Source organism: Streptomyces sp. NPDC093109, assembly GCF_040701725.1.
Classification (GTDB): domain Bacteria; phylum Actinomycetota; class Actinomycetes; order Streptomycetales; family Streptomycetaceae; genus Streptomyces.
On the sequence record NZ_JBFBEZ010000003.1, the window covers coordinates 96,352 to 112,372 of the forward strand.

Consider the following 16,021-nt stretch of genomic DNA (forward strand, 5'->3'; position numbering starts at 1 on the left):
GCCCGGCGCACACCTGCGGGTTGTTGCCGGGTGCCCCTCCGGGGGCACGTGCCCGGACTGCACGATTTACGCCGCGTGCGGGCCGGACCGTACCCGCGGGTCTCGTTCAGCGGCACAAATCGCGCTTTACGTCCGGACACATACCCCCTGCGGTGCCCCCTTCACCGGCCCGTCACAGAACCACCCGCCCCGGCCGGGCACGGCCGTTTGCGCGCGAGCCGACCACCGACCGGAGGGGGCCGGGGTCGCAGGAGGTGACGTCCCCGGATGTAGAGCGTGATTTGTGCCGCTGTACGCGCCCGCAGTCAAAGAACGCCGCCGCACGCGGCGTAAATCATGCATCCGGGGATGCGCCTCCGGAGTGCCCCGGCCCCCGGCACCGGAACAGCCCGGCCCAGCCCAAACTGACGCACAGACCACGACCCCCCGCCGGGAGGCGTTAGGCGCTAGCGGCCGAACCTCGCCCGCAGCCCCGTTCGTTCGTCCGTCGCCACCGACGCCGCCCCGTCCGTCACCGTCTCGTACACCGCCAGAATATCCGCGCCGACCGTCGACCAGTCGAAGCGCCGTACATGCGCGCTCCCGCGCCCCCGCAGCGCCGCGCGGCGGTCCGGGTCGGCGAGGAGGCGGACGGCCGCGCGGGCCAGCGCGGAGGCGTCCTCGTTGGTGAAGAGTTCGCCCGCGGCGCCGTGGTCGAGGACCTGGGCGAACGCGTCCAGGTCGCTGGCCAGGACCGCCGCGCCGGCGGACAGCGCCTCGACGAGGATGATGCCGAAGCTCTCGCCGCCGGTGTTGGGCGCGACGTAAAGGTCGACGCTGCGCAGCAGCCTCGCTTTGTCGGTGTCGCTGATCATGCCGAGGAACTCGACGCGTTCGCGCATGTCCCTGGGGAGCCGCGCCACCGCTTCCCGTTCGTCGCCGCGGCCCGCCACCAGCAGCCGGGTCCCGGGGCGGGCGGCGAGGATCTCCGGGAGGGCTTCCATCAGGACGGGCAGGCCCTTGCGGGGCTCGTCGATGCGGCCGATGAAGCCGATGGTGTCGCCCTGCCACGCCTGGTTGACGTCGGCCCGGGCGAAGAAGTCGACGTCGACGCCGTTGGGGATGACGACGGCGTCGCCGCCCAGGTGTTCGACGAGGGTGCGCCGCGCGTACTCGCTGACGGCGATGCGGGCGCTGATCTTCTCCAGCGCGGGCTGGAGGATCGGGTAGGCCGCGATCATGGCGCGGGAGCGCGGGTTGGAGGTGTGGAAGGTGGCGACGATGGGGCCCTGCGCGGCCCAGCAGCTGAGCAGGCCGAGCGACGGCGAGGCCGGTTCGTGGATGTGGATGACGTCGAAGGTGCCGTCGTGCAGCCAGCGGCGGACCCGCGCGGCCGACAGGAAGCCGAAGTTGAGGCGGGCGACGGAGCCGTTGTACGGGACGGGGACGGCGCGGCCGGCCGAGACGACGTACGGGGGCAGGGGGGTCTCGTCGTCCGCGGGGGCGAGGACGGAGACTTCGTGGCCGAGCCGGATGAGGTGTTCGGCCAGGTCTCTGATGTGGAACTGGACGCCGCCCGGTACGTCCCAGGAGTATGGGCAGACGATTCCGATCCTCACCGGGAGCCCCCGCCCGGGTCGAGGTCCGCGAGCCAAAGACGTTGCAGCATGTGCCAGTCCTCCGGGTGCTCGGCGATTCCGGTGGCGAAGACGTCGGCCACCGCCTGTGTCATCACAGACGTTTTTTCGGCGCGGGTACCTGTTCCGGGGACCTCGACGGCGGGGAAGACCTGGCCGCGCAGGACGGGTGAGCCGTCGAACCACAGGACGGTCGGCAGCAGCAGCGCTCCCGTCCGCTGGGCCAGGAGCGCGGGGCCGGCCGGCATCCTCGCCCGGTCGCCGAAGAAGTCGACCTCGACGCCTGACGCCGACAGGTCGCGGTCGGCGACGAGGCAGACGAGACCGCCGGCGCGCAGCCGGCGGGCAAGGGTTCCGAAGGCGGTGCCGCCGGTGTGCGGTACGACCTCCATGCCCAGGCTCTCGCGGTAGGCGACGAACCGGTCGAAGAGCTTCTCCGGTTTGAGCCGCTCGACGACGGTGGTGAAGGGCACGTCGTGGGCGCGGGTGAGCCACGCGCCGGCCAGGTCCCAGTTCGCCATGTGCGGCAGGACCAGGATGACGCCCCGGCCGGTGGTGAGGCCGTCGAAGACGAGGTCGATGTCCTTGATCTCGACGCCGTCGCGCACGCGCTCCTTGCTCCAGCCGGGCAGCCGGAACGACTCCATCCAGTAGCGCGTGTACGAGCGCATGCCGGCCCGGGAGAGCGCGGCCAGGCGTTCGGGACTCGCGTCGGGGACCACGCGGGCGAGGTTGGACTCCAGCCGCAGCACGCTGCCGCCGCGCCGTTTCCACGCGGTGTCCGCGACGGTCCGGCCCAGGGCGTTCGCGAGGGGCTCGGGGAGCCGCTTGACGGCGCTCCAGCCGATCCCGTACAGCGCGTCGGTCACCCGGTCGCTCGCGGCGCTCATGAGGTGGCCCCACTCTCCCGGGTGGGGCTCTCGGCCGCCGCGGCGTCGGCCTCGGCGGACTCGCGCCGTACGGTGACGACGCGCTGGCCGAGGGTCACGAGGCTGCCGGCGGCGACGATCCACAGCGCGATCGGCAGCAGGATGTCGATGCCGGGCACGCCGAAGGCGTGCAGGCCCGCCAGGCCGGCGGCGACGAGGGAGATGACGAGCCGTTCGGCACGCTCGATGAGCCCGTTGACGGCCACGGGCAGCCCGATGGACTCGCCCCGCGCCTTCGTGTACGAGACGACCTGGCCGCTGGCGAGACAGAAGATCGCGACGGCGCAGAGGGTGATGCTGTCCCCGTCGCCCGCGTACCAGAGCGCGAAGCCGGCGAAGATCGCGCCGTCCGCGACCCGGTCGAGCGTCGAATCCAGGAAGGCGCCCCAGCGGCTGGTGATCCCCGCCTGCCGCGCCATGTTGCCGTCGACGAGGTCGGAGAAGACGAAGACGGTGATGACGATGGTGCCCCAGAAGAACTCCCCGCGGGGGAAGAAGGCCAGCGCACCCGCCATCACCCCGGCGGTGCCGATGAGGGTGACCGCGTCCGGGCTGACTCCGCGTCGGAGCAGAAATGCGGCGAACGGCGTGAGGACACGCGTGAAGAATGCACGCGCGTACTTGTTCAGCATGGCCTTCCCGAGGTTCGGTTGGCCGCGCGGCCCCGACGGCCACCGGCTGGCCCATCGTAGTCACGACCGCCGCGCGACACCGCCGGGTCCCCGCACGGGCCGTCCTGTGCCCCGTATGGACGCGCCCACGCGGCCGGGCGCCGATCCGGCTGCTGGAGCCGGTCGCGGAGGTCACGGTGCTGGTTCCGGACGAGTATGCGGGGCCGGTGATGAGCGGTCTGCCGGGGCGGCGCGGCCGGGTCGTCGGCACCGGACAGGCCGGCCTCTGGCGGACCGTGGTCGGGGCCGAGGTGCCGGAGCTGGAGATCGGGCGGTACGCGGTGGAGCTGCGGTCCGTCTCGCACGGCACCGGTCTCTCCGGCCGGTCGTACCCGCGCCACGAGCCGGTGCCGCCGACGGTCGCGGACCGGCTGTGCGAGGAGGAGCGCCGGGCGGGCGGCGGAGGGAACGGCGGCAGTGGCGGCAACGGACAGCGGGAAGCGCCTGGTTGGCGGGGCGGCCCGGTTCATGCGCGAGTGGCGAAGACACGCCAGTGTCCTGACGCGGACGGCATGACGCGGTTACGCTGGGGTGACCAGGCCCTGGGTGTACGGGGCACGCGGGCCGGGCAGTAGTCGCGGCAGCGGAACCGTGCGGCGAGGGGCGGCAAGTGGCAAACGACGTATTCGACTTCAGCCCTGGGGCGCAGATCCCGCTCCAGGGCTCGGCGGGGCAGACGGCGGCCACCCAAGCCCTCGCCTCGGCCGCCTATCGGGACAGCCCGATGGAGGACATCCTCAAAGCCGACAACGACTGGCACAAGTCGAAGGTCACCAAGGGCAAGTTCTCGCTCTTCGAGCCCAATCTCGGCGAGGCGTTCGCCCGCGCCGTGCAGTCGCGGACGCTGGGCAGCGGCCGGGGCGCGCTGATCCAGTCGTTCGGCATGGCGCCCCAGACGGTCGTCGAGCACTGCCTGGACGCGAGCCATATCCGCAGGGAGCGCGACAAGAAGCTCACGGTGGTGACGGCGGTGGCCGGGGTGGTCTTCCTGCCCGGTGTGCTGATCTGGCTGGGCGTTTTCCAGCTGCGCCGCACCCTGGCGGGGGCGAAGGACCGCCGGGCGGGCGCGGTGGGCACCGCGGCGCTGGCGGCGGTCGCGGTGCTGGCGGTGCTGCTCCTGGTCAAGCTGCCGTTCGACGGGGTGCTCGGCTGGTATCTGCGCGGAGTGATCGTCGCACCGGTCATCGGCTGGTACCTGGCGAAGCGCATCTGCGAGCAGGCGGCACAGGATCTGCGCGACCACTGGAACGGTCTGCTGTCCGGCGGCGGCACCAGCGTCAAGATCCCCGAGGCGGTCCCCGGCACCCCGGGCGACGCTACCCGGGAGGAGATGCGTCTGGGGCTGGAGAAGCTCAGCGCCGAGCAGCAGTCCAACATGGTCTTCTACGCGGGCCCGAAGGGCATACTCGGGATGGGGACGCGCTGGGGCAGCTGGCAGCTCGCCGAGGAGCTGGTCCCGAAGGACCCCGACAAGGAGATCCACCAGTTCCGCAGTTACGACGTGATACGCGCGATCCACGACCAGATGAAGCTGCTGGAGCGCGGCCCGCTCAACTCCGGTGGCTTCCCGACCCCTTCGGTCAAGCACTGGGTCGTGGCGCCGATCGGTGAGGGCGCGTCCTCGGTCTCCTGGCCGGACGGCGCGGACGTCGAGGCGTATCAGATCAAGAGCCACGAGATACAGCGGATCTGCAACCACCAGCAGTTCGGCAGTGGCAACCGGCACTATCTCGGGGTGCAGTTCACGCTCTGGGACAGCCAGTTGGTCATCACGATGATGATCTCGGTGACCGTCCTGCACGAGACGCTCCGTATCGAGGTCTCGGGCTATGCGCTGGGTCCGGTGCACTCCTTCTTCTTCGCGAAGCCGGCGGCGAAGACCGTGTCCCGTGCCAAGGCGGTCCGGTTCTGGGAGACGACCTCGCGGAATCTGCCGCTGGTGGAGCCCCGGGAGGCGGTCCGGCTCGCGGTGCGGGCGCCGTTCACCTGGTATCCGCACATCCTCGACTTCCTCGGCGGCAAGCTGTCGCTGCCGGAGCCGTTCGGTATGCGGCATGTCTGGGCCGAGCAGCCGTGGCGCCACCGCTTCATGGCGGACGACGCGATGCGCGCCGCCACCCCGGTGCTGCGGGTCGCGCACAACGCGGCGATGCGGGTGCTGGACGAGCACGGCGTGAGCACGGCGGGCTTCAGCAGCCGCTCGTCCTCGCTGATAGGAGCCGTGCAGGACCCGTCCCCGAAGAAGATCGACGCGTACGACGCGTAACGCCGCCGCCGCTGTGTCCAGGGCCGGGCCCCGGACACAGCGGCGGCGGTAGCGTCGCTCAGGAGCCGTCCGGCCAGGCGTCCGCGAGCAGCTGGCGGGTGTCGGCGAGGAGTTGGGGCAGCACCTTGGTGTGGCCGACGACCGGCATGAAGTTGGTGTCGCCGCCCCAGCGCGGCACCACATGCTGGTGCAGATGCGCGGCGATTCCCGCGCCGGCGACCGCGCCCTGGTTCATGCCGATGTTGAAGCCGTGCGCCCCGGACGCCTGGCGGAGTGCCGTCATGGCGTGCTTGGTGAACAGCCCCAGTTCGGCGGTCTCCGCCTCGTCCAGTTCCGTGTAGTCGGCGACGTGCCGGAACGGCACCACCATCAGATGCCCGCCGTTGTACGGGTAGAGGTTGAGCACCGCGTACACCCGCTCGCCGCGGGCGATGATCAGCCCGTCCACATCGGATTTGGCGGGGATGGAGCAGAAGGGACAGCCGTCGCCGGCGCCCGGCCCGGTGGGCTTGTTCTCGCCCTGGATATAGGCCATCCGGTGAGGTGTCCACAGACGCTGGAACGCGTCCTGGGTCCCCACGCCGATCTGCTGCTCCGGCTCACTCGTCATGCTGTGCAGCATATGACTTCGGCCCGGAAGCGTGTCGCCGGGCCCGTACGGGGACGGCGAACGGCCCCCGGGCGGGCCGATGCCGCGCGGGGGCCGTTCCTCCGTCCTGTCGGACTGTCGGACCTGTCGGACCCGTCAGACCTGGACGCGGTCCTCGACGGCCTTCGCGATCTTCGCGATGGCCTCGTCGACCGGGATGCCGTTCTCCTGCGAGCCGTCGCGGTAGCGGAAGGACACCGCGCCGTTGGCCATGTCCTCGTCGCCCGCGATGATCATGAACGGAACCTTCTGCTTCTGCTGGTTCCTGATCTTCTTCTGCATACGGTCCGACGACGCGTCGACGTCGACCCGCAGGCCCTGCTTCCTGGCCTTCGCCGCGAACTCCTGGAGGTACGGGATGTGCGTGTCACCGATCGGGATGCCGACGGCCTGCACCGGCGCCAGCCACACCGGGAACGCGCCCGCGTAGTGCTCCAGCAGGACCGCGAAGAACCGCTCGATGGAGCCGAACAGCGCACGGTGGATCATGACGGGCCGCTGCTTGGAGCCGTCCGGCGAGGTGTATTCGAGGTCGAAGCGCTCCGGCAGGTTGAAGTCGAGCTGCACGGTGGACATCTGCCAGGTACGGCCGATGGCGTCCCGCGCCTGCACGGAGATCTTCGGCCCGTAGAACGCGGCGCCGCCCGGGTCGGGGACCAGCGGCAGGCCCTGCTTCTCGGCGACCTTGCGCAGCGTCTCGGTGGCCTCCTCCCACGCCTCGTCGGTGCCGACGAACTTCTCGGGGTCCTTGGTGGACAGCTCCAGATAGAAGTCGGTCAGCCCGTAGTCGCGGAGCAGGTTCAGCACGAAGGTCAGCGTCGAGTCCAGCTCGTCCGCCATCTGCTCCTTGGTGCAGTAGATGTGCGCGTCGTCCTGGGTGAAGCCGCGGGCCCGGGTCAGCCCGTGCACGACGCCGGACTTCTCGTAGCGGTAGACGGTCCCGAACTCGAAGAGCCGCAGGGGCAGTTCACGGTACGACCGGCCCCGGGCGTCGAAGATCAGGTTGTGCATCGGGCAGTTCATGGGCTTGAGGTAGTAGTCGACGCCCTCGTCGAGCTGCATGGGCGGGTACATGCCGTCGGCGTACCAGTCCAGGTGCCCGGACTTCTCGAAGAGCTTCCCCTTGGTGGCGTGGGGGGTGTAGACGAACTCGTACCCCTCCTCCTCGTGCCGGCGGCGCGAGTAGTCCTCCATGGCGCGGCGGATGACGCCGCCCTTGGGGTGGAAGACGGCGAGGCCTGAACCGACCTCGTCGGGGAAGGAGAAGAGGTCCAGCTCGTTGCCGAGCTTGCGGTGATCGCGCTTCTCGGCCTCGGCGAGGAACTCCAGGTGCGCCTTCAGCTCGTCCTTCGAGGGCCACGCGGTGCCGTAGATGCGCTGGAGCATCGGGTTCTTCTCGCTGCCGCGCCAGTACGCGGCGGCGTTGCGCATCAGCTTGAACGCCGGGATGTTCCGGGTGGTGGGCAGGTGCGGGCCGCGGCAGAGGTCCTTCCAGCAGAGCTCGCCGGTCTTGGCGTCGAGGTTGTCGTAGATGGTCAGCTCGCCGCCGCCCACCTCGACATCCGCGCCGTCGTCGGTGGAGGCCGAGCCCTTGATGCCGATCAGTTCCAGCTTGTACGGCTCGCCGGCCAGCTCCTCGCGCGCCGCCTCGTCCGTGACGACGCGGCGTGCGAAGCGCTGTCCGCGCTTCTGGATCTCCTGCATCTTCTTCTCGATGGCCTTGAGGTCATCGGGGGTGAAGGGGGTCGCGACGTCGAAGTCGTAGTAGAAGCCGTCCTTGACGGGTGGGCCGATGCCCAGCTTGGCCTCGGGGTGCAGCTCCTGCACGGCCTGGGCCATGACGTGCGCGGTGGAGTGGCGCAGGATGTTCAGGCCGTCCTCGGAGGAGATCTCGACGGGCTCGACGACCTCGCCCTCACCGACGCCGTACGCGAGGTCCTTCAGCTCGCCGTCAACGCGCGCGGCGACGACGGTGCGCTCGCCGGGGAAGAGCTCGGCCGCCGTCGTCCCCGTCGTCACCACGCGCTCTTCCCGCTCGGAATCGCGTTGGATGATCACACGGACATCTGACACCGGTCTCTCCTGACCTACGGGGTACGACAGCGGACACTGCGCGTGTCGAATCGTACCGAGCCCGGCGGGCCCGCCGCGAAACGGTTTCCCGCCGCCGCATACGAGGCATACCGCACGACCTGTCCGGGTAGCACCGATTCGGGCAGTGCGTGAGCACCATCTGCCGCCTAGGCGCGAGGAGTTCGGGGATGACGTGGTTCGAGGGGCCGCTGGCCGCGTTCGGTACGGCGACCACGGGGGCGGACGCGGAGGAGGACCGGATCGTGGTTGCCGCACTGGTCGTCCAGGATCTGGCGGGGGTGCGGCCCCGGGTGACCCGCTGGCTGGTGGACCCGGGGGTGCCGGTGCCGGCGGAGGTCGCCGGGGGGCTCGGGCTCACCGACGACTGCCTGCACCGCACCGGGCGGTGGCCGGCGCCGGTGGTGGCGGAGGTGGCCGGGGCGCTCGGCGGGCAGTGCACGGCGGGCCGGCCGCTGGTGGTGATGGACGCGCCGTTCGGTCTGACGGTCCTCGACCGTGAGCTGCGGCGGCACCGGGCGACGTCGCTCGCCCGGTTACTGACGGGGGCGCCGTTCCACGTACTGGACCCGTGCGTCCTCGACGGGCACCTCGACCGGTACCGCAAGGGGCCGCGCGCCCTCGCGGACCTCTCCGAGCACTACAAGGCCGAGCGCGCGGAGCCGGCGGACGGGGCGCGGGGCGAGCCGACCACGCTGGCCGCGCTGACGGCGCTGGAGGTGGTGCGGGCCATCGGCCGCAGGTTCGCCACGCGACTGGAGCGGCTCGGGGCGGCGGAGCTGCACGGGCTCCAGGCGGGGTGGCACGCGGAGCTGGCGCGGGGGCAGCAGTCCTGGTTCTCGCGGGCCGGTGAGGAGGCAGCCGGGGCCGGCTGGCCGCTGCGGCCCGAGCGGCCGGCCGAGGCGGCCTGACCAGGGCCCGACCGCGGGGGGGCCGTAAACGCGCGAAGGCCGGTCCGTCGATGACGGACCGGCCTTTCCCGGGTGGGCGATACTGGGTTCGAACCAGTGACCTCTTCGGTGTGAACGAAGCGCTCTCCCACTGAGCTAATCGCCCGGGAACGCCTGAACCATACAGGCCCCGGCGCCGTTCCTTCAAACCCGATCCCGCAGCGGATACGGGCGCGCTCACGGAGCACGGACGGGGCCCCGAAAACCTGTCGGTAGGTCTTCGGGGCCCCGATCCGGGTGGGCGATACTGGGTTCGAACCAGTGACCTCTTCGGTGTGAACGAAGCGCTCTCCCACTGAGCTAATCGCCCGGACGCACCGCAAACATTACCCGATGCCGGAGGGTGGTCGATCACCTCCCGGTCACCGGCCGGTCACCTGCGGACGTCGCACGCGCCACTGGTTGCCCCTTGGACCAATCCGTCCGCGTCACTGCAATGGCGGTATGACCCGAAGTAGTACACCGCCATACGAGCTACCCGAAGGATCACAAAACAGACAGAGGGGTTTACAACGGCACCGTAGGTGGCATGTCGATTTCGCCGACGTGCGAATCCCCGAGCGCACACTGAGCGAAAGGCCCTGGCGCTTATGAACACCACGGTCAGCTGCGAGCTGCACCTGCGCCTCGTTGTATCGAGCGAGTCCTCACTGCCTGTACCCGCGGGCCTGCGGTATGACACGGCCGATCCTTACGCCGTGCACGCCACCTTCCACACCGGAGCCGAGGAGACGGTCGAGTGGGTCTTCGCCCGCGACCTTCTCGCCGAGGGGCTGCACCGGCCCACCGGCACCGGCGACGTCCGAGTCTGGCCGTCCCGCAGCCACGGTCAGGGCGTCGTCTGCATCGCGCTCAGCTCCCCGGAGGGCGAAGCCCTTCTGGAGGCCCCGGCGCGGGCCCTGGAGTCGTTCCTCAAGCGGACCGACGCCGCGGTGCCACCCGGCACCGAGCATCGTCACTTCGATCTCGACACGGAGCTGTCGCACATCCTGGCCGAGAGCTGAGCCAGGCAGCAGACTGCTCGGCGCCGTCCGACTCGGGGAGACGGCGCCGCGCGGACAATCGCATACGGCAGGACACCGGCGCCGGCGCCGCGGAACCCACCGCGACGGCGGCGCCGATGCGTCCTGAGCGGGTCCAACGGCTAACGTGGGCGGAATTCCGGCGGGCACAGGCCCGCCGGGCCTGCCAGGGAGCCGACCGTGCTGATTCCACACGACACCCGGATCGCCCTCGACACCGTCGTGGATCTGGTGAACACCGCGCCCGAATCCGGCACGAGCGACAGTGCGGGCGACCGGCTCGCGAGCGTCGAGGCGCTGTACGGCTTCGTACGGGACCACAACATCAGCGGCGTGAATGCTCTCGGTGACCCGGATCTCCGGGCCGTCCTGCGGGTACGCGGCCACTTCGCGGACGTGTTCGCGGCGCCGGACGCGCGGGCCGCGGCCGATCTGATCAACCGGCTGGTGGCCGCCGCGGGCACGACCCCGCAGCTGACCGACCATGACGGCTACGACTGGCATGTCCACTACTTCGCACCGGGCGCCTCGGTCGCCGACCACCTCGCGGCGGACTGCGGCATGGCACTCGCCTTCATGGTCGTGGCCGGTGAGCAGGAACGGCTGCGCCGCTGCGAGGCCCCGGACTGCGGGCACGCGTTCGTCGACCTGTCGCGCAACCGCTCACGGCGCTACTGCGACAGCCGCACCTGCGGCAACCGGCTGCATGTGGCCGCGTACCGGGCGCGCCGCAAGGAAGCGGCGGCCGGCTGACCGGCAGGGGACCTCCGGACATACCGCCGGTCACAGCAGGAACAGATCGTGCAGCGCCGCCATCAGCAGCAGAGCGCCGATCACCGTCAGGAAGATCATCAACGGTGGCTGGGAGAGCGCGAAAAGGCAGCCGCGCGGCTCCTCGGTGGGTGCGGGGGCTTCCCCCCGGGTGGTATCCAACATCTCGTGGCGATCATGACGCACCCCGGCGCCCGACCCCGCCCCAACCAGGGTGATCAGCCTGGGAGTTCATCATTTCCCGTGGTTTGATCCCGGGAAAGCCAGCCGAATCACGGCCGGCCTGGCATGCTGCCGGGCTTCCGACGGCCGGCAGCTTCGAAGAGCGGCGTCAGATGCCGTGCTTCTTCAGAATGGCCTCGATGTCGCTGAAGTCCTCCCCCGCGCGCTCCTGGCGCGCCCCCGACCTCGGCTGCGCGGCGGGCCTGGTGCCGGGGCCCAGCGAGGGCGCGGAGGCGGCCGGCTCCACCGGGCCACCACCCTGCTCCGCCGCCCGCGCCGCGGCTCTGCGCTCCTTGCGCGTGCCACCGGTGCGGCGCTCGATCGTGCGGGTCGTCATGAAGAGCAGCCACGCCACCGCGAGCACCCCGAAGCCGGCCCACGCGGTGAGGCTGAAGGCCATGTGGGAGATCCACTTCACCGCGCCGATCATCACCAGCCCGCCCGGGACCAGCGCGTACGCGGCGATCCTCGTCGCGGCCAGGAAACGCTTGCGGTACGCCGTGATCGCGGCGATGCCCAGGCCCGCCGCCGACACCGCCGCGCAGATGGTCTCGGCAATCATCAGGTCCTCCAGGCAGTCACTCGTCGTCGGCCGAACACATCGTCCCCTCCATCCTGCACCTGACCAGGGGGTCGAGGCCATGGTCCAGGGCCCCGCGAGGCGGATCTGGGGGAGATCTCGGGGGTGCGCTCCTCCCCAGGTGCCGGTCGGGGCCCCGCTCACCGGGCCGGCGGGAGCAGCCGACGGGCGTACTCGGGGTTCTCCCGTACTGGGAGACTGGCCCCATGAGCGACTCCACCACCACGAGCCCCGTCGTCCTCGACGTCTGGTGCGAACTCCAGTGCCCCGACTGCCGCACCGCCCTGGACGACATCCGCGCGCTGCGCGCCCGCTACGGGGACCGGCTGGAGATCCGGCTGCGGCACTTCCCCCTCGAAAAGCACCGGCACGCCTACGCCGCCGCCCAGGCCGCGGAGGAGGCCGCCGAGCAGGGCGCGCTCTGGCCGTACGTGGAGGCCGTGCTGGCCGGGACCGAGGAGCTGGCGGCCCGGGGTGAGCCCTTCCTGATCGAGGTGGCACGCGAACTCGGCCTCGACGCCGAGGAGTTCGACACCGCACTCATCGACGGCCGGCACTTCCTGACCGTCGACGCCGACCAGGCCGAGGGGAAGGCGATCGGGGTGACGGGCACCCCCACGTACGAGATCGCCGGGCGGCGTCTCGACGGCGGCAAGAGCCAGGACGGGCTGCGCGCGCGGATCGAGGAGATCGTGGACGCCCTCCCGGCGGCGGACGCGTAGCGGCCCGCGTTCCCGGAGCAGCGGTACTCAGAGCAGCCGTTTGGCGAGGTTGCGGTACGTCGTGCGATATCCGAGGGACTCGTAGAGCCGGACCGCCGGGGTGTTGTCCGCGAAGACGTGCAGGCCGAGCAGGACCGACCCCGACTCCACGGCGACCCGCTCCGCGAGCAGCATGAGGGCGCGGCCGAACCCCCGGCCGCGCCGGCTCTCGTTCACCTCCACGTCGTACACGTACGTCCCCCACGCGCCCGGCCGGATCTCGCGGCGCGCCGTCCAGATGTGGCCCACGACGGATCCGTCGTGGAGCAGGACATGGAAGGCGATGTCGGGGGTGGCGAGGCCCTCGGGCAGGTTCTGCCGGTGGCTCAGCTCCGACTTGGCCCGGGCCGCCGCCGGCTCGGTGCCACGGTCGATCCACTCCTGCGCGAAGGTGCCGACGGACGCCGCCAGCCACACGTCGTACTCCGCGCCGGTCATCGGGCGGGCCTCGACACCGGCCGGGAGCGCCGGGGGTTCGGGCGGCAGCTCCTTGTCCATGTTGCGGCTGCGCTCGGTGTAGCCGAGCGAGTCCAGCAGGGAGAGCGCGGCGGTGGCGTCCGGTGGCGCGGAGGCCATCACCTGCTCGCAGCCCCAGCCGCGCAGCACCTCCTCGGCGGCCAGCACGGCGACGGTGGCCCGGCCCCTGCGGCGGTCGGGCGGGTCGACGCGGAGCCCGTCGAGGACGCCCGCGGTGTGGTCGAAGCCGGCGTCGGTGGAGAGATCGATCGCGCCGACGGACCGGCTGTTCACGCAGACCTCGTAGGAGCGTGACTTCCCGCCGTCGCGGGTCTGCTGGAGCGGTCCGGTGGGCCGCAGGGTGGTGGTCATCGGGAGAGTTCTACCCGCCGGGGGGCCGGCAGTCATCCGGTTTACGGATCGCCGTCACGCGGTCCTTCCGGCCGGCTCGCGGACGTCCGGGCCCACGGCCTCCGTGCCGGGCCGCGCCGCTCCGTTCCCGTCCGCTCCCTGCCCGTACGCTCCCGACGCGATCGCCAGCAGCCGGGACGCCTTCAGCTCGGTCTCGCGCCACTCCCCCTCCGGGTCGGAGCCCCAGGTGATCCCGGCGCCCGCGCCGAAGCGCAGGACGGGGCCGACGTCCGTGGCGCGGTCGATCCAGAACGTACGGATCCCGACGGCCAGCTCGGCGGTGCCCCGGTCGGCGTCGACCCAGCCGATACCGCCGCAGTAGGGGCCGCGCGGGGCGGTCTCCAGCTCGTCGATGATCCTGAGGGCACTGGACTTGGGGGCGCCGGTGACCGATCCCGGCGGGAAGGTCGCCGCCAGCAGCTCCGGCCAGCCCGCGGGGGCGGCGAGTTCGCCCCGTACCGTCGAGACGAGATGGACGAGGCCGGGGTGCGGCTCCAGCGCGCAGAGCGCCGGGACGGTGACGGTGCCGGGGGCGCAGACCCGGCCGAGGTCGTTGCGGACGAGGTCCACGATCATCACGTTCTCGGTGCGGTCCTTCTCCAGCAGCTCCCCGGCGGTGCGGGCGGTGCCCTTGATCGGGCCCGACTCGACGGTGCGGCCGGTGCGGCGCAGATACAGCTCGGGAGAGGCGGTGGCGATCTCCACGCCGTGCGCGGGCAGCCGGATCGTCCCCGCGTACGGCGCCGGGTTGTCGCGTGCGAGCAGCGCCGTCAGCGCGTCGATGTCGGCGGCGGGATCGGGCAGCGGCGCGGAGAGCACCCGGCAGAGGTTGGCCTGATAGACGTCCCCCGCCGCGATGTACTCCCGGATCCGGCGGACCCCCGCCGTGTACGCGGCGTGGTCGAGCGACGACGTCCAGTCCCCGGCGCGGGGTCCGCGCCACCGTCCCGGCACCGGTACGGGGACCGGCTCGTGCCGTACGTCGGTGAACCTGGCGCAGGTGAGACGGCCTTCGAAGTCCGCGGCGACGGCCCAGAACCCGGCGGAGTCGAGGGCTTCCGGATCATGGGTGACATCCCGCAGACCGGAGGCGACGAGGCCGCCGAAGCGGGCCAGAGGAGCGCGATCGTGCACAGTTGCGAGTCTAGAACAGAGGTCATCGAGCCGCTCCGGACCGAACGCGTACTGAACGCACGCCAGCACGCTGCGGAAACGCGTTTTTGTGCTGGCCCGGGAATCCGCTAGAGTTCAACACGTCGCAAGGCCGCACAGACGGCCGGAAACGACACGCGGACGTAGCTCAGTTGGTAGAGCGCAACCTTGCCAAGGTTGAGGTCGCCAGTTCGAACCTGGTCGTCCGCTCGATTGTCGGGGATTCTTGCGGATCCCCGCACTCCTGGTGGAGTGGCCGAGAGGCGAGGCAACGGCCTGCAAAGCCGTCTACACGGGTTCAAATCCCGTCTCCACCTCTGCGGACGATTAGCTCAGCGGGAGAGCGCTTCCCTGACACGGAAGAGGTCACTGGTTCAATCCCAGTATCGTCCACTGGACCCGATGAGGGTTCCCCGCGCGATTAGCTCAGCGGGAGAGCGCTTCCCTGACACGGAAGAGGTCACTGGTTCAATCCCAGTATCGCGCACGCGGTAACGTACGGAACGCAGGTCCCACCTGCGCGATTAGCTCAGCGGGAGAGCGCTTCCCTGACACGGAAGAGGTCACTGGTTCAATCCCAGTATCGCGCACCATCGTCGAACCCCCGGTCGCTTCTGCGGCCGGGGGTTCTTCGTATGCCACGGATCGGTTCCCACGGACCGGTTTCCACGGACCGGTTTCACGGACGGGGAAAGCACGATGGCCGGTCAGCTCCCCAGCTGACCGGCCAACCGCTGCCGTCCGCCGCACCCCCGTCCCCACGGGGTTGTTGGCCGGATGTCCCGACCCGGGCCGCTCTCCCGGGTCCGGAGCGCTCTTTCAGCGCCCCAGCATCACGCCCACGGACGACGCTTGTGTGAGCACCGCTTCCCAGCCGCCGAAGGCGACCGTCAGCAGTACCGCGAGGGGAAGGACCATGGCCGTCGCCACCAGTGGATGGCGCGTGCCCGACCGGCGTCCACCGAACGCGGCGTATGCCCTGCGCCCCTGCGTACGGATCGCTGTCCGCGCTGCCGTCCCGGCCATGGTCCCTCTCCTGTCACGTCTGGCAGCGGCGAGTGTCCAACCTCGGGGGACGAGTTCCGCACTCGCCGCTTGACCTCAACATTAGGGACGCGCGGACGCCGGGTCGTCATGCCGGCGTACCGATTGCCGGGCCTCCCCGAGGATGAGCGCGGGCCTGCCGTGTACACCCCTGGGTGGAGAGGCGGGGCGGGGAAGTCTGAGGGTCGTCCCGGAGAGCACGCGATACGCGCGCGGCGGCGGTCCCGTACGCCGGTACGGGACCGGCCCGCGAGGCCGTCGGCGAGACGCCCGGAAGCCGGCCCGGTCACCGGTACCGCGCGGTGACTTCTCTCACTTCCGCCCCTTTTCCGGGGAGTCGCGCGGGCCCCGGACGGACCGCCGGGACCGCCGTCGGACCGGGGCCGCGCCAGGTACCCCCGCCGGTCCCCGACATCGTCTCGGGGTCACC

15 protein-coding genes, 7 tRNA genes and 1 pseudogene are annotated in these 16,021 nt (G+C 71.1%); 11 read left to right on the top strand and 12 right to left on the bottom strand.

All coding sequences use genetic code 11. The annotated features are described in order from the left end of the window. Positions 1–446 precede the first annotated feature (446 nt). Genes AB0389_RS04750 through pgsA form a run of 3 tightly spaced genes read right to left on the bottom strand, consistent with a single transcriptional unit; the run spans position 447 to position 3,177 of the window. Positions 447–1,598: a glycosyltransferase family 4 protein gene (locus tag AB0389_RS04750; protein ID WP_366393869.1), complete on the bottom strand. Its 1,152-nt coding sequence runs from the start codon at positions 1,596–1,598 to the stop codon at positions 447–449. Beyond that, positions 1,595–2,506: a phosphatidylinositol mannoside acyltransferase gene (locus tag AB0389_RS04755; RefSeq protein WP_366393870.1), complete on the bottom strand. Its 912-nt coding sequence runs from the start codon at positions 2,504–2,506 to the stop codon at positions 1,595–1,597. Before AB0389_RS04755 ends, AB0389_RS04750 begins: the two co-directional genes overlap by 4 nt. Further along, the gene (gene pgsA, locus AB0389_RS04760) at positions 2,503–3,177 is read right to left on the bottom strand and encodes a phosphatidylinositol phosphate synthase (RefSeq protein WP_366393871.1); all 675 of its coding nucleotides are present in this window, start codon (positions 3,175–3,177) and stop codon (positions 2,503–2,505) included. The genes AB0389_RS04755 and pgsA overlap by 4 nt, the downstream gene beginning before the upstream one ends. A 140-nt stretch (positions 3,178–3,317) precedes the next feature. On the opposite strand from pgsA, the pseudogene AB0389_RS04765 reads away from it, so the two are divergent. Together AB0389_RS04765 and AB0389_RS04770 are read left to right on the top strand one after the other, a co-directional pair. Further along, positions 3,318–3,599, top strand: a pseudogene (locus AB0389_RS04765) (elongation factor G-like protein EF-G2); the annotation flags it as partial. Between the two features lie 227 nt (positions 3,600–3,826). After that, the gene (locus tag AB0389_RS04770; RefSeq protein ID WP_366393872.1) at positions 3,827–5,482 is read left to right on the top strand and encodes a hypothetical protein; all 1,656 of its coding nucleotides are present in this window, start codon (positions 3,827–3,829) and stop codon (positions 5,480–5,482) included. Between the two features lie 58 nt (positions 5,483–5,540). Here the strand turns inward: AB0389_RS04770 and AB0389_RS04775 are convergent, their stop codons facing one another. Continuing rightward, positions 5,541–6,104, bottom strand: a complete 564-nt coding sequence (locus AB0389_RS04775) for an HIT domain-containing protein (protein ID WP_366393873.1) — start codon at positions 6,102–6,104, stop codon at positions 5,541–5,543. A 123-nt stretch (positions 6,105–6,227) separates the two neighbouring features. Next, complete coding sequence (thrS, locus tag AB0389_RS04780; protein ID WP_366393874.1) at positions 6,228–8,204, bottom strand: threonine--tRNA ligase; 1,977 nt, start codon at positions 8,202–8,204, stop codon at positions 6,228–6,230. A gap of 188 nt (positions 8,205–8,392) precedes the next feature. On the opposite strand from thrS, the gene AB0389_RS04785 reads away from it, so the two are divergent. Then, entirely contained in the window at positions 8,393–9,133 is a 741-nt protein-coding gene (locus AB0389_RS04785) for a 3'-5' exonuclease (RefSeq protein WP_366393875.1), read from the top strand. 73 nt (positions 9,134–9,206) lie between these two features. On the opposite strand, the gene AB0389_RS04790 is transcribed toward AB0389_RS04785, so the two are convergent. Beyond that, positions 9,207–9,278: transfer RNA gene (locus AB0389_RS04790), tRNA-Val, on the bottom strand. A 132-nt stretch (positions 9,279–9,410) separates the two neighbouring features. Continuing rightward, positions 9,411–9,482 (bottom strand) — tRNA-Val (locus AB0389_RS04795). Between the two features lie 280 nt (positions 9,483–9,762). On the opposite strand from AB0389_RS04795, the gene AB0389_RS04800 reads away from it, so the two are divergent. Both AB0389_RS04800 and AB0389_RS04805 read left to right on the top strand, forming a co-directional pair. Next, a complete protein-coding gene (locus AB0389_RS04800) occupies positions 9,763–10,176 on the top strand; it encodes an SsgA family sporulation/cell division regulator (RefSeq protein WP_003959770.1) in 414 nt (137 codons plus the stop codon). 198 nt (positions 10,177–10,374) lie between these two features. Further along, positions 10,375–10,947 (top strand): CGNR zinc finger domain-containing protein, encoded by a 573-nt coding sequence (locus tag AB0389_RS04805; RefSeq protein WP_366393876.1) that lies wholly within the window; start codon positions 10,375–10,377, stop codon positions 10,945–10,947. A gap of 30 nt (positions 10,948–10,977) precedes the next feature. Here AB0389_RS04805 and AB0389_RS04810 read toward each other — a convergent pair whose 3' ends face one another. After that, positions 10,978–11,130 carry a hypothetical protein gene (locus AB0389_RS04810; RefSeq protein WP_181957394.1) on the bottom strand — a complete coding sequence of 51 codons (153 nt, stop codon included), beginning with the start codon at positions 11,128–11,130 and terminating at the stop codon, positions 10,978–10,980. A 166-nt stretch (positions 11,131–11,296) separates the two neighbouring features. Continuing rightward, complete coding sequence (locus AB0389_RS04815) at positions 11,297–11,749, bottom strand: hypothetical protein (protein WP_366393877.1); 453 nt, start codon at positions 11,747–11,749, stop codon at positions 11,297–11,299. A 224-nt stretch (positions 11,750–11,973) separates the two neighbouring features. Here AB0389_RS04815 and AB0389_RS04820 point away from each other — a divergent pair, with 224 nt between their 5' ends. After that, the gene (locus AB0389_RS04820; protein ID WP_366393878.1) at positions 11,974–12,489 is read left to right on the top strand and encodes a DsbA family protein; all 516 of its coding nucleotides are present in this window, start codon (positions 11,974–11,976) and stop codon (positions 12,487–12,489) included. A 27-nt stretch (positions 12,490–12,516) separates the two neighbouring features. On the opposite strand, the gene AB0389_RS04825 is transcribed toward AB0389_RS04820, so the two are convergent. Both AB0389_RS04825 and AB0389_RS04830 read right to left on the bottom strand, forming a co-directional pair. Continuing rightward, positions 12,517–13,356: a GNAT family N-acetyltransferase gene (locus tag AB0389_RS04825; protein WP_366393879.1), complete on the bottom strand. Its 840-nt coding sequence runs from the start codon at positions 13,354–13,356 to the stop codon at positions 12,517–12,519. 54 nt (positions 13,357–13,410) lie between these two features. Beyond that, complete coding sequence (locus tag AB0389_RS04830; RefSeq protein WP_366393880.1) at positions 13,411–14,529, bottom strand: chorismate-binding protein; 1,119 nt, start codon at positions 14,527–14,529, stop codon at positions 13,411–13,413. Positions 14,530–14,684: 155 nt separating this feature from the next. Here AB0389_RS04830 and AB0389_RS04835 point away from each other — a divergent pair. From AB0389_RS04835 to AB0389_RS04855, 5 genes are all read left to right on the top strand, one after another. Continuing rightward, positions 14,685–14,757, top strand: a tRNA-Gly gene (locus AB0389_RS04835). Between the two features lie 36 nt (positions 14,758–14,793). Beyond that, positions 14,794–14,864, top strand: a tRNA-Cys gene (locus AB0389_RS04840). 4 nt (positions 14,865–14,868) lie between these two features. Further along, a tRNA-Val gene (locus tag AB0389_RS04845) sits at positions 14,869–14,940 on the top strand. Between the two features lie 22 nt (positions 14,941–14,962). Beyond that, a tRNA-Val gene (locus AB0389_RS04850) sits at positions 14,963–15,034 on the top strand. 31 nt (positions 15,035–15,065) lie between these two features. After that, a tRNA-Val gene (locus tag AB0389_RS04855) sits at positions 15,066–15,140 on the top strand. Between the two features lie 226 nt (positions 15,141–15,366). Here the strand turns inward: AB0389_RS04855 and AB0389_RS04860 are convergent. Next, positions 15,367–15,573, bottom strand: a complete 207-nt coding sequence (locus tag AB0389_RS04860) for a hypothetical protein (RefSeq protein WP_366393881.1) — start codon at positions 15,571–15,573, stop codon at positions 15,367–15,369. Positions 15,574–16,021: the final 448 nt, after the last annotated feature.

Excerpts from the sequence above, each read along its gene's own strand:
- AB0389_RS04755 (WP_366393870.1), bottom strand. The coding sequence starts at position 2,506 with ATGAGCGCCGCGAGCGACCGGGTGACCGACGCGCTGTACGGGATCGGC.
- pgsA (WP_366393871.1), bottom strand. The coding sequence starts at position 3,177 with ATGCTGAACAAGTACGCGCGTGCATTCTTCACGCGTGTCCTCACGCCG.
- AB0389_RS04785 (WP_366393875.1), top strand. The coding sequence starts at position 8,393 with ATGACGTGGTTCGAGGGGCCGCTGGCCGCGTTCGGTACGGCGACCACG.
- AB0389_RS04825 (WP_366393879.1), bottom strand. The coding sequence starts at position 13,356 with ATGACCACCACCCTGCGGCCCACCGGACCGCTCCAGCAGACCCGCGAC.
- AB0389_RS04810 (WP_181957394.1), bottom strand. The coding sequence starts at position 11,130 with ATGTTGGATACCACCCGGGGGGAAGCCCCCGCACCCACCGAGGAGCCG.
- AB0389_RS04815 (WP_366393877.1), bottom strand. The coding sequence starts at position 11,749 with ATGATTGCCGAGACCATCTGCGCGGCGGTGTCGGCGGCGGGCCTGGGC.
- AB0389_RS04800 (WP_003959770.1), top strand. The coding sequence starts at position 9,763 with ATGAACACCACGGTCAGCTGCGAGCTGCACCTGCGCCTCGTTGTATCG.
- AB0389_RS04860 (WP_366393881.1), bottom strand. The coding sequence starts at position 15,573 with ATGGCCGGGACGGCAGCGCGGACAGCGATCCGTACGCAGGGGCGCAGG.
- AB0389_RS04775 (WP_366393873.1), bottom strand. The coding sequence starts at position 6,104 with ATGCTGCACAGCATGACGAGTGAGCCGGAGCAGCAGATCGGCGTGGGG.
- AB0389_RS04820 (WP_366393878.1), top strand. The coding sequence starts at position 11,974 with ATGAGCGACTCCACCACCACGAGCCCCGTCGTCCTCGACGTCTGGTGC.